The sequence below is a fragment of the Halomonas sp. AOP12-B1-6 genome (assembly GCF_052379225.1).
Classification (GTDB): domain Bacteria; phylum Pseudomonadota; class Gammaproteobacteria; order Pseudomonadales; family Halomonadaceae; genus Vreelandella; species Vreelandella casei.
The window spans coordinates 18,882-31,264 of sequence record NZ_JBQSYK010000008.1 but is presented as its reverse complement, the minus strand read 5'-3'; the positions used below and the strand labels follow the sequence as shown (position 1 = coordinate 31,264).

Genomic DNA, 12,383 nt, shown 5'->3' with positions numbered 1-12,383 from the left:
ATTTTCACCTTCATCCACCGCTGGTAACGCTAGGCGTCCCCGGCAGCGGATGCGTACTTTACGGACTCGCTGACGGGTTGGCAAGGGCTCTGGTGAAAAAAACATATCTCATATTATCAGGACACCATTGCGAATTAAACTTAGTCGTGCGCGGGCCATACATCAGCGCCTGCTCACGCAAGATCGCGAGGCAAATCCGATACCAATGAATTCGCGCCCAAATCGGCAATACTTCTCGCTCCGGTGAGCGTCATCGCCACGCGCATTTCCTTTTCAAATAGCTCGAGCAAATGCGTGACACCCGCTTCGCCAGCAGTGGCAAGCGCATAGATGAAGGCGCGGCCCAGCAACACGCTGTCGGCACCCAAAGCGATCATCCTCACGACGTCAAGCCCGCTGCGCACGCCGGAATCAGCAAGAATGGCCAGATCCCCCTTAACCGCGTCGGCAATCGCCGGCAAGGCCCGCGCAGTCGAGGGAACGCCATCAAGCTGACGGCCGCCATGATTAGAAACAACGATGCCATCTGCACCAAAGCGCACCGCATCGCGGGCATCTTCAGCATCAAGTATTCCTTTAATAATCATCGGCCCGTCCCAGAGTTCACGAATCCATTCCAGGTCCTTCCAAGAGATAGCGGGGTCGAAGTTAGTAGCCAGCCAGGCAATGTAATCCTCAAGCTCGGTTGGCTTACCGCGGTAATCAGAGACGTTACCCAGGTCATGGGGACGACCATTAATACCGACATCCCATGCCCAGAAAGGATGCATTGCAGCCTGAGCCATCCGCCGGATCGGCCCATACTTACCGCTCATTCCAGAGTGAGCATCGCGATAGCGCGCGCCCGGCACAGGCATATCAACGGTAAAGATCAGTGTCTTGACCCCGGCGGCCTTAGCTTGCTCAAGAACGTGCTTCATGAAGCCCCTGTCCTTCAGCACGTAAAGCTGGAACCAGATGGGTCGATCAATCGCCGAGGCCACCTCTGCAATGGGGCACACCGACACCGTCGACAGAGTAAACGGTATGCCTTTCTTGGCGGCCGCTCGCGCCGCCTGGACCTCCCCGCGTCTAGCGTACATACCTGCTAGCCCCACCGGAGCCAGCGCAATCGGCATGGCCATCTTTTCACCGAACAACTCGGTTTCCAGCGATAGCGAGGACATATCCTTCAGCACACGCTGGCGCAACGCGATACCGGAAAGATCCTCTACATTACGTCGCAGCGTATGCTCGGCGTATGCCCCCCCGTCGGCATAATGGAATAGAAAGGGAGGAATGCGCCGCTTAGCGGCTTTTCGGTAGTCCGTGGAGGCTGAAATAATCATGGCGAGCCCTATTTAGTAGATGCGCGCAGTCGACGCGCTATACATCGGCTTATTCAGAATTAATAATTGGTTTTACCAATTGACAAAAATATGGCATCAACATTAGTGAGGCGCCATGAAGGTGTCAAACAATGATGCGGCTTTATAGCCCTACATAGCGCTATACTTTAGTTCAATTCTACGACTAATAATGTTTGACCAATAGCCACCCGCCAATGCCAGCGCTTGAGCTGTCTGTTCAAAGCTTCTAATATTGGTCTTACCAATTGAAGGAGCTACCCAACATGAGCTATCCACCGCTCCGCCAGCAGCGTTTGGCCGATGTTATTACCGAGCGTTTAGAAGCCATGATGCTGGAGGGCAGCTTAAAACCTGGGCAGCGCCTCCCACCAGAGCGTGAATTAGCGGAGCGTTTTGGCGTCTCACGCCCCTCTTTACGTGAAGCTATTCAAAAATTAGCCGCGCGCGGCTTACTGACCAGCCGCCAAGGCGGTGGCACCTTTGTGAACGACGACCTTAGCAATGGCTATACCGATCCGCTTTTGGAAATGCTTTCTCGCCACGGCGAGTTCAACTTAGACCTACTCGAATTCCGCGATGCAATAGAAGGAATATCCGCCTATTACGCTGCGCTGCGCTCAACGCCCGCTGATAAGGCGGTCCTCATTCAGCGCTTTGAAGAGCTCGACGGCGGTTTTGCCGGCGCCGACCCTGTTCATGAAGCCAAACTTGACGCGGCGTTCCATCTTGCCATCGCCGAAGCCGCCCACAATGTTCTGCTGCTACATACCATTCGCGGTATTTTTCATCTGCTTGAAAAGAGTATTGTTAATAATCTGGCCCACTTGTTTGCCAAACCAGGCTCACGCAGCCAGCTGATGAAGCAGCATCGCGCTTTACTTGACGCCATCTTGGAAGGGCGTGCAGAAGACGCCCGCGCTCGCGCGCATGAGCACCTAGCGTTCGTTGAAGAAGGACTTCTTGAAATGGCGCGTGAAGAGGCGCGGGCCCAACGCGCCCTTCGCCGCGCCCAAGGCAGTCGAAAGACACCGGCATGAGTAACACGGATATGGGCAAGGCTGACATACACAGCCAGACCCCCGCTCGCTTGCCACCACGCTGGCGTCGCCTGTGGCTGCTGGTCATTTCGCTCGGTTTATTGCTGTGCATGTGGCAAGCCGCCCAACTGGCCCGCGAGCAGGCGCTTTCTAACTTACAAGACGATGCCGAAAACGAGCTGCGCCTGTCTGCTGCCAATTTAAACGGCTATTTACTGCGCTACGACTACCTGCCACAAATGCTCGCGACAAGGGAAGGTGTGCAACGTTTTTTAGCCTCCCCCGACAGCCAAGACTCGATGCCGCTGAATATGTTGCTGGATCGCTTCCGCTTCACCGCAGGCGTTTCAGACGTTTATTTGCTAAATCGTGATGGCGATACTATTGCCGCCAGCAACTGGCATCGATCTAACACCTTTATCGGCCAAAACTATGCTTTTCGCAGCTATTACACCGAAGCCATCGCGGGCCGCCAAGGTAGGTTTTATGGCTTGGGCACCCAATCACTTGAGCGGGGCTACTTCTTTTCAGCACCGGTTTGGCTCGATGACACCTCGCCCGATGCCAAACCTGACGGCGTATTAGTCATCAAAGTATTGCTTGATGAGGTTGAAGAAAGCTGGGCTGAGCAAGATGCCGAGCTGTTTGTCACCGACAGCGATAACATCATCTTCATGGCCAGCCACCCAGGGCTGCGAATGAACGCCCTTTACTCGCTTTCCGATGAGCAACGTCGAGTCCTGCGCGCAACGCGACGCTATGCGATGGAGCCGCTAGCGTCCTCCGGCATCGGCGTCATTGCGCCTTACGGCCTGGGCAGCCAATTAGTAAGTTTCTCCCAAGGCCCTTTAAGTAAAGGCAACTACCTAAGCCTGACGCGACCTATTCCTGAGTTTGGCTGGCAAATGCATATTTTAAAGCCGCTAACACCGGTGATCAGCGCCCAATGGGTCGCTGCTCTCATGGCGGGCAGCCTCTACAGCCTGATTGCACTTGGGGCCGGCATAGGCTGGCAGCGGCTGAGGCTTCGTCGTGAACGGGAAGCGTTTGCCGATCGAGAGCGCCATACTTTGGCCCGCGTTCGCGATGAGCTGGAAGTTAGCGTAGAAAGGCGCACCCGTGACTTAGTCGCCAGCAATCAGCGGCTTTCTGATGAAATTGAAGAGCGCCGCCGGGCTGAAGCCAACTTACGCCAAACGCAGGATGAGCTTATTCAAGCGGCTAAACTGGCCGTATTAGGGCAGCTCGCCGCGGGCATCAACCATGAGCTTAATCAACCGCTGGCCGCTATTCGCGCTTATGCAGAAAACGCCCGACGCTTTATGGCACTAGCACGCCATGAAAAAGCCGACGCCAACCTTGAGCAAATTGTTGAGCTGACCGAGCGCATGGCCGATATCAGCGCACAACTGCGCCAGTTTTCACGTAAGAGTAGCGAACGCCAAGAGACCATTTCCGTACAGGCCTGCATCGACTACGCCTTGCGCTTATTTCAAAGCCGTCTGCGCGAAGGCAACATTACGATTATTCATGAGTGGCCCGATGAAACGCTATGGGTGAAAGGCGACCTAGTGCGCCTTGAGCAAGTGCTGGTTAATCTAATCGGCAATGCCCTGCAGGCTATGAAAGCCGAACCCGTACCGCAACTGACACTAAGCGCTAGCATTCACCATCAGCAGGTGCATATTAGCGTTGCCGATAACGGACCCGGCATTCCAGCTGAGCATTTAGGGCACGTGTTTGAACCCTTTTTCACGACCAAAGCGCCAGGCAGTGGCTTAGGCTTGGGCCTCTCGATCTCTTCACGCATTATGGACGATCTAGGCGGTAAGCTGCAGGCTGCTAATCGACCCGAAGGGGGCGCTTGCTTCACTATTACGCTACCCCACTCAACGTTAACGCATGTCCAGGAGCGCTCTCACTATGCATGAACCGTCGACCCTGCCGGTCATAGTGATCGACGACGAACCACACCTTCGGATCACCGCTAGCCAAACCCTCGAGCTTGCAGGCTACACGCCCTACTGCTACGAATCAGCCGAACAAGCGCTCGCCGCCTTAACGCCCGACTTTCCGGGCGTGATCGTCAGCGATATAAGGATGCCCGGCATGGATGGCATGGCGCTGCTGCACGAGCTACATAACCGCGACGCCACGCTGCCGATCATTTTAATTACTGGCCACGGCGATATTTCGACCGCCGTAGAGGCAATGCGTGCAGGGGCGTGGGATTTTCTTGAAAAGCCCTTCGCCGGTGATCAACTATTGGATGTGGTGCGTCGTGGCATCGAGAAGCGCCAGCTCAGTTTAGAAAATCACCGCCTAAAAGCCGAACTGGAAGTACAGCAAGCCGCGCTGGGGCCTCGCTTGGTTGGCCGCACACCCATCATATCGCGACTGGCCGCTATGATTCAGCGCATCAGCCAAGTGGAGGCCGATGTGCTGCTGTTTGGGGAAACAGGTACCGGCAAAGACTTGGTGGCCCGCGCTATTCACGAGCGCAGCGGGCGGCGTAATAGCCCTTTTATGGCCATCAACTGCGGCGCAGTGCCCGAAAACACCATTGAGTCCGAGCTATTTGGCCACGAAAAAGGTGCCTTTACCGGTGCAGTAGAGCGGCGTATCGGCAAATTCGAACATGCTAACGGCGGCACGGTATTTTTGGATGAAATTGAATCCATGCCCATGGCGCTTCAGGTCAAACTGCTGCGAGTGCTGCAAGAGCGCAGCGTGGAGCGGCTGGGCGCTAATGAAACGGTACCACTCAACATTCGCGTCATTGCCGCTACCAAGGTGGATCTAAAAGCAGCGTCTGAAGAGGGCCGCTTTCGCGAAGATCTGTATTACCGTCTTAACGTGGTCACTCTGCCGCTGCCAGCCCTGCGCGAACGGCGCGAAGATATTCCCTTGCTGTTTCAACATTTTGCCGTCGTGGCTGCCAATCGCAGCGGGCTGGAAGCGCCTATCATAGACAGCTCGGGCATTGCCGTTCTACTCGCACATGACTGGCCCGGCAATGTGCGTGAACTGCGCAACCTTGCCGAGCGCTACGTATTGCTGGGCGCCGCCTTTGATTATCGTCTGGATGCACTGCTGGAAGGGGTTAGCGCCGACACTCAGGAGCCCACTTTGCCCCGCCAGGTGGAGCTGTTTGAAAAAAGCCTGATCAGCCAATCCCTGGCGCGCTATCACGGCCGTGTCACCGATGTGTGTCGCCACTTAGGCATTCCGCGCAAAACCTTTTATGACAAGCTTAAAAAGCACGGCCTCAATGCCGATGACTATCGCCATAGCAGCGAGCCCTGATGCAACAGCTCACCCAATACTGACCAAGGCGGCACCCAGGGCACCAGCGTTAACGTGGCAATCAGCATCAGCAGATTAGACATGGGCCGCCGGCTATCGCCGAGCTTTAGCGCCGTTCCGAACGAACGCTTTAGCCGAGCGCCTTCAAGATCCACGCTGTACATCTCATCTAAACTCAGGTGAATTAAAAATCCGACCAGCGTGGCGGCGCCATGCGACCAAGCAAGCCATGCCGGCTGGCCGAGCAGATTAAAACTCAGCGCAGCGGTGGCCAGGCTACATAGCCCACCCGCCAGCAGTGAGTGCCAGATACCGCGATGCACGGTAAAACGCGAAAATAGTACGCTGGCTAAATAACGCACGCAGACATAGATTCCACCGCAGGCAACCAGCAGCGCACCGGGCGTGAGCCATGGCTGCAGTAGCAGTGCGCCAAAGACCAAGGCAGGCACTGAAAGAAGATTAAAAATCAATCGGATAGAATGTGACCGGTCGGCATCGATGTCGGGTAAAACACCCCCAAACGTAACCAACGCAACCATCACCACCGCTTGAGAAGGCGGCCACCAATGACCTTTCCAAGCTGCGTAAGCTATCAGCATGCCACCCGCCGCTGCTACGGTAATATGCGTGCGAAAGTTAGCCATGACGCGGCACCCCAGAAAACTGGATAAATTAACAGATTTCTGACCGGCGCGACACGACTATTTAAGAAAAAAGGTTGGCTGGGCAACCGCTTAGAGAAGGGGCATCAAATTGACGATTCGGCCAAAAAGCGGTCTTTCAATTTAACGTAGTTACCGGCGGTATAGGGGAAGAAAGCACGCTCAGATTCTTTCAGCGGGCGCAGTGGTTTAGCCGGGTTACCGGCATAAACGTAACCGCTTTCCAGATGCTTACCCGGCGTTACTACGGCGCCAGCGGCAATAATGACTTCATCTTCAACGATCGCGCCATCCATCACGATCGCGCCCATTCCCACCAATATCCGACTGCCTAGCGTACAGCCATGCAAAATCGCCTTATGGCCGATGGTCACATCGTCGCCAATAATGAGCGGAAAGCCCGCCGGGCTAAAGTCACTTGCGTGGGTAATATGCAGCACGCTGCCATCCTGCACGCTGGTCCGCGCGCCGATTCGAATACGGTGCATATCGCCACGGATAACGCTCATCGGCCAAACGGAGCAATCATCCCCCAGCACCACGTCTCCAATGACCACGCTGGCCGGATCAATATACACGCGCTCGCCTAGCGAAGGCTCCATGCCCTGATAGCTTCTTAACGCACTGCTCATAATTTGCTCCTGCGGTTCTCGATAGACCGTATAAAGAATATGACTCGCTGACTATAGCGTTTAATGACAGCGTTTAATGACAGCCCGTAATGTCTTACAGCAACCCCGCCAGTAGCACGATAAAGGTCAGCGGAATCGATACCCAGCGAAGAATATTTCGCCACACTAGGTAGCCGCGCTCACCGGCACCCAATGCACTGGCGACTCGCTCTTGGGGCATCACCCAGGCGGCAAAAATGGCGATCATCAATCCGCCTAAGGGCAGAAAAACATCCGGCGGTATACTGCTGACCAGCTCGAACACGTTGCGCCCAAAGAGCGGCCGGAATTCAGAAAGCGTCGAAAACGAGAAGGCGGATAGCAGGCCGATTAACCAGACGCTGACTGCCACGACCAACGTCGCAAGGCTGCGGCGCAGCCCCAGCCCCTGAAGCGTCGCGACCATGGGCTCGGCTAAGTTAATCGCTGAGGTCCAGGTGGCTAACAGCAGTAATAAAAAGAACACGCTCAGCCATACCGAGCCCCACGGCAATTCAGAAAATGCGATCGGCAGCGTGACAAACATTAAGCCTGGGCCTTCAGCGGGGTCCATGCCTTGAGCAAACACAACCGAGAAAATCGCAATACCCGCCAGCAGTGCAACGCTGATATCGAGCACCGCTACCGCAAACGCGGCTTTGGGCAGGCTTTGCTCTTCAGGCATATAAGCCCCGTACGCCATTAAGGCACAGGCCCCTACCGCCAAGGTAAAAAACGCATGCCCCATCGCATGGACAACCACCGATGGCGTTAGCGCATCGAAAGAGGGCAGAAACAGCCATGCCAGCGCGGTGCCAAAACCATCCGTCGTGGCGGCATAGCCTGCTAATAGCAGCAGCAAAAAATACAGCAGCGGCATCAGCAAATTGTTAAGTCGCTCCAAACCTTTGGCAACACCGGCCGCCACAACGGACATGGTCATGAATAGAAACAGGGTGTGATTAAAAATAAGCAGGCCCGGGTTAGCCAAGAAGGCGTCAAAGCCCGCACCAATCTCCTCAGCGCTCGCGCCGCTGAAATTACCGTTCACGGAGGCAACTAAAAACTCAATCGACCAGCCGGACACCACCGAGTAGAACGATAAGATACAAAATACGGTGAACGCGCCGAATAGCCCTAGCCAACGCCAATGAGGCGAGGCTCCCGCCTCTGTTGCCAAGGCCCCTAACGCCTGCATTGGCCCGCGACGCCCGGCTCGGCCAATCAATATTTCCGCCATCATGACGGGAATACCTAGCAGCAGCACAAACGCTACATAAACCAGCAAAAATGCCGCACCGCCATTTTCTCCAGCCACGTAGGGGAAGCGCCAGATGTTGCCTAAACCCACTGCAGCACCTGTTATTGCCAAGATAAAGGCCCGCTTCGACCCCCAGCGCTCCAGCGTTTCGCTCATCGTGTGCTCCTGCCGTTAGAGGCATTAAAAGGCGGCAAGACTAGCAGGCACTTGCACGCAGGCCAAACTCTGACCTGCAGCCTAGCATTGAAACGCGGCCCCACTGCCCGCACTGTGTCATCATTATCGCGCGTTTTGCGCTTCCTACACGATTTTAAAAACGATGCCAACTGAGGTGCCTATGTCCTCCACCCCCTTGCCCTCCAATCCGTTGCTTGAGACGCACAAGCTCCCCCCTTTTGCTGACATTCGCGCCGAACACGTAGAGCCTGCGGTAGAAATCCTGCTCAGAGAAAGCCGCGAGGCCATTGATCTCCTCGCCCAGCAGGCCGCCGCCACGCCGCCCACTTGGGACAATTTCGCGGCGCCGTTTGAGGCCGTCAATGACCGTCTCACCAATGCGTGGTCACCGATTTCTCATCTCAACGGCACCATGAACTCCCCCGAATTACGCGAAGCGTATCAGGCATGCCTTGAAAAGCTTTCTGCTTTCGGCACCTGGGTCGGCCAACACGAAGGGCTTTTCCATGGTTGGAAAGCGCTGAAAGAAGGCCCGGCCTGGGCATCGTTAGATGCCGCACAGCGGCGCACCGTCGAGAACGCCTTACGTGATTTCCGGCTAGCCGGTGTTGACCTGCCCACGGACCAAAAAGCGCGTTACGGAAAAATTCAGTCGCGTCTTTCACTACTCTCAAACCAGTATTCAAATAACGTTCTGGATGCCACCCAGGCATGGCACAAAGATATTGATAGCTTAGATGCGCTCGCAGGCGTCCCAGCAAGTGCCTTAGATACCTTAAAAGCCACCGCCGAGGCGAAGGGCGTGCCGGGCTACCGGATTACCTTGGATTTCCCCAGTTTTTTCCCTGTCATCAGCTACGCCGACAGTCGCGAGCTGCGCCGTGAGGTGTATACCGCGTTCATTACCCGTGCCTCAGACCAAAGCGCGGATGCTGGCAAGTTCGACAACGCTGCCATTTTGGAAGAGATTCTGTCGCTACGTAGCGACATTGCCCAGCTGCTTGGCTTTGCCACCTACGCGGATTATTCACTGGCCACTAAAATGGCCGAATCTCCCGAGCAGGTGCTCGACTTCCTCAACGACCTAGCCCGTCGTGCGCTGCCTCAGGCTAAAGAAGAGTTTGCTGAACTGAGCGCCTACGCCCGTGACGAACTGGGCCTGGAAGTACTTGAGCCGTGGGACGTTGCCTACGCCAGCGAGAAACTGCGCGAAGCACGCCACGCCATCTCCCAAGAACAGCTGCGCCCTTACTTTCCCGCCCCGCGCGTCATTGATGGCCTGTTTCAAGTGGTTGAGCGCCTCTACGGCGTACGCTGTGAAGAAGATACCGAGGCGACTCGCTATCATCCAGACGTCCAATACTTCCAGATTACTGAAAACGGCCAGCCGATTGCCGGCTTTTACCTTGATCTCTACGCCCGTGAAGGCAAGCGCGGCGGTGCCTGGATGGCGGACTGCCGCGTGCGCCGTCAAACCGAGCAGGGCCTGCAGCTGCCAGTGGCCTTTCTAACCTGCAACTTCACTGCGCCGGTAGGTGGCCGCCCCGCGCTGCTGACTCACGACGAAGTCACGACCTTGTTCCATGAGTTTGGGCACGGTCTTCACCATATGCTCACCAAGCAGCACATTGCGGATATTTCCGGCATTAACGGTGTGGCCTGGGATGCGGTCGAGCTACCCAGCCAGTTTATGGAAAACTACTGCTGGGAGCGTGAAGGACTAGACCTGCTGGCCAAGCACGTGGATACCGGCGAGCCGCTTCCCTTCGATCTACTAGAGCGCCTGCAGGCAGCCAAGAACTTCCAGTCGGCCATGGGTATGATGCGCCAAATCGAACTCTCGCTATTCGATCTACGCCTGCACCATGAACTCAGCGCCCCTAGCGCCAGCGACGTGCAAGCACTGCTCGATGATGTGCGGGCCGCGGTATCGGTGCTGCCCAAAGCCCCCTTCAATCGCTTCCAAAATAGCTTTGGGCATATATTTGCTGGCGGCTATGCGGCCGGTTACTACAGCTATAAGTGGGCGGAAGTGCTCTCGGCAGATGCCTGGAGTGCCTTTGAAGAAGCTGGCATCTTCGACCCAGAAACAGGCCAGCGCTTTCGTCGCGAAATCCTGGAGCAGGGCGGCGCTCGTGATGCCGCCGACCTGTTTGTTGCCTTTCGCGGTCGCGAACCCAGCGTTGAGCCACTGCTTCGCCACTGCGGCATTCGCGCCGCTTAACACACGTTATCAGGTACACGTTGCAAACCATTATTTCATGCGTGGCGCCTTGGGCGTCGCGCATCTGATGCATAGGAGCCCACTATGTCGACGGTTAAACGCTTTATTGCCGGCGTGATCTGCCCGCGCTGTGCGGAGATGGACCGCATCCGCGCCTGGGAGCAGAATGGCATTCGCTACCGCGAATGCGTCAGCTGCGATTTTTTTGAGCAGTTGCCTATTGAAGAAGATGCCCTTACCGAAATGACCACCCGAGTTAATCAGGTGCGCGACGACCAGAAGCAGCAAGATGTACAGCCCGTACGCATCATGGATCCCGGCAAGCCCCCTCGTTAAACCCACGTTTCATCCCGTAAAAGGAAGGCCTAACCAAGCACCGCGAGCCTAGCGTCTTCCTTTTCAATGTGCCGAATGCTGGCTAATGGCGCTCGATCGATCTCATTAGTGTGTGGCTATCCGCACATGCAAAATAATCATCGTGCGGACACTCGGACACTTTGCCTGCCTAAGCCTGCCACGAAAGTTTAATAAGATCTTCTTAACCAACTGATTTTAAAATAACAATATTAAAATGGCACAACTATCGCTGTTATAACCACTGAATAGTCTGATTCATGCCGTACTAACGAGCAGCATCGAACACGACCGTCAGTCAATAACCCCAATAACAGCTAGGAACTCTCGCCATGCGTAAACATATGCCTAAGACCTTCACGCTACTTGCCAGCAGCGCCCTGCTTGTAGCAGCTAGCAGTGCCCAAGCAGACCGCTCCGAGTGGCCAGATAACTTCACCGTTGGTACGGCCAGTCAAGGCGGCACGTTCTTCGTTTACGGCTCAGGCTGGGCGAACTTTATTGCTGAAGAAGTTGGCGTATCTGGCGGCGGTGAAGTCACCGGTGGCCCCACGCAAAACTTAGCGCTAGTACACACCGGTGACATGGCATTTGGTTTAACCACCATGGGCCCTGCGTCTGATGCTGTGAACGGTGAAAGCCCGCTGGCACCTGGTATGAAGATGGACAACGTCTGTGCCATGTTCCCCATGTACGAAACGCCGTTTTCAATTGCGGCACTCTCTAGCAGCGGCATCGAATCCATTGCTGACATTCCGCCTGGCGCGCGTATCGGCTTTGGCCCCGCGGCGTCCACGTCTGACACCTACTTCCCCGCGATCCTAGAAACCTTAGGCGTGGACTTTGAGCGCCGTAACGGTGGCTGGTCTGATCTAGGCGGCCAGTTGCAGGATGGCCTGCTTGACGTCGTTGCGTTCGCGGCCGGCATCCCGATCCCCGCCGTGAGCCAGTTGGAAGTACAAACTGACGTCAACATCATTGAGTTCACCGAAGAAGAGCTAGCCACCGTGCTGGAAAACTACCCGGTCGCTGAGTTCATGATTCCCGCTAATACGTACACAACGCTTGAAGAAGATGCGCGCGCCGTTTCCATGTGGAACTTTGCGATCGCTGGCTGTGATCTTCCGGAAGACTTCATTTACGAAGTGACCAAGGCGACCATGGAAAACAACGAGCGCATGCGCTCAATACACCGCAGTGCTGAAACAACCATTCCAGAAAACATTGTACATAACACCGTACTGCCCTTTCATCCAGGCGCTGCGCGTTGGTACAAAGAGAACGGCTATGAAATTGCTGATGACATGATCAACTAAGCAACGTTTACCGCTCTAACTGCCCCGTCTCGGCCTTGCCGGGC

General features: G+C 55.6%; 10 protein-coding genes. 6 read left to right on the top strand and 4 right to left on the bottom strand.

Going from position 1 to position 12,383, the window contains the following annotated elements; all coding sequences use genetic code 11:
- Positions 1-173: 173 nt before the first annotated feature.
- On the bottom strand, positions 174-1,328 hold the full coding sequence (gene lldD / locus ACT3TR_RS17340) for an FMN-dependent L-lactate dehydrogenase LldD (protein WP_096276128.1): 1,155 nt from the start codon (positions 1,326-1,328) through the stop codon (positions 174-176).
- Positions 1,329-1,612: 284 nt separating this feature from the next.
- Between lldD and ACT3TR_RS17335 the strand changes: the two genes are divergently transcribed.
- The 3 genes from ACT3TR_RS17335 to ACT3TR_RS17325 are packed head-to-tail and all read left to right on the top strand — an operon-like array spanning position 1,613 to position 5,692.
- Entirely contained in the window at positions 1,613-2,386 is a 774-nt protein-coding gene (locus tag ACT3TR_RS17335) for a GntR family transcriptional regulator (protein ID WP_096276130.1), read from the top strand.
- Complete coding sequence (locus ACT3TR_RS17330; RefSeq protein ID WP_407647825.1) at positions 2,383-4,317, top strand: sensor histidine kinase; 1,935 nt, start codon at positions 2,383-2,385, stop codon at positions 4,315-4,317. The genes ACT3TR_RS17335 and ACT3TR_RS17330 overlap by 4 nt, the downstream gene beginning before the upstream one ends.
- A complete protein-coding gene (locus tag ACT3TR_RS17325) occupies positions 4,310-5,692 on the top strand; it encodes a sigma-54-dependent transcriptional regulator (protein WP_192536265.1) in 1,383 nt (460 codons plus the stop codon). The genes ACT3TR_RS17330 and ACT3TR_RS17325 overlap by 8 nt, the downstream gene beginning before the upstream one ends.
- Here ACT3TR_RS17325 and ACT3TR_RS17320 read toward each other — a convergent pair.
- The 3 genes from ACT3TR_RS17320 to ACT3TR_RS17310 form a co-directional block, all read right to left on the bottom strand.
- The gene (locus ACT3TR_RS17320; RefSeq protein WP_444625912.1) at positions 5,668-6,339 is read right to left on the bottom strand and encodes a metal-dependent hydrolase; all 672 of its coding nucleotides are present in this window, start codon (positions 6,337-6,339) and stop codon (positions 5,668-5,670) included. The two genes, ACT3TR_RS17325 and ACT3TR_RS17320, sit on opposite strands and share 25 nt — an antisense overlap.
- Before the next feature lie 104 nt (positions 6,340-6,443).
- On the bottom strand, positions 6,444-6,989 hold the full coding sequence (locus ACT3TR_RS17315; RefSeq protein ID WP_444625911.1) for a gamma carbonic anhydrase family protein: 546 nt from the start codon (positions 6,987-6,989) through the stop codon (positions 6,444-6,446).
- A gap of 94 nt (positions 6,990-7,083) precedes the next feature.
- Positions 7,084-8,424, bottom strand: coding sequence for a sodium-dependent transporter (locus ACT3TR_RS17310; protein ID WP_444625910.1), 1,341 nt, complete (start codon positions 8,422-8,424; stop codon positions 7,084-7,086).
- A gap of 196 nt (positions 8,425-8,620) precedes the next feature.
- On the opposite strand from ACT3TR_RS17310, the gene ACT3TR_RS17305 reads away from it, so the two are divergent.
- From ACT3TR_RS17305 to ACT3TR_RS17295, 3 genes are all read left to right on the top strand, one after another.
- Positions 8,621-10,669 carry a M3 family metallopeptidase gene (locus ACT3TR_RS17305; protein ID WP_444625914.1) on the top strand — a complete coding sequence of 683 codons (2,049 nt, stop codon included), beginning with the start codon at positions 8,621-8,623 and terminating at the stop codon, positions 10,667-10,669.
- 84 nt (positions 10,670-10,753) lie between these two features.
- Complete coding sequence (locus ACT3TR_RS17300; protein ID WP_096276140.1) at positions 10,754-11,005, top strand: YheV family putative zinc ribbon protein; 252 nt, start codon at positions 10,754-10,756, stop codon at positions 11,003-11,005.
- Positions 11,006-11,355: 350 nt separating this feature from the next.
- Positions 11,356-12,339: a TAXI family TRAP transporter solute-binding subunit gene (locus ACT3TR_RS17295; protein ID WP_441686325.1), complete on the top strand. Its 984-nt coding sequence runs from the start codon at positions 11,356-11,358 to the stop codon at positions 12,337-12,339.
- The last annotated feature ends 44 nt before the right edge of the window (positions 12,340-12,383 follow it).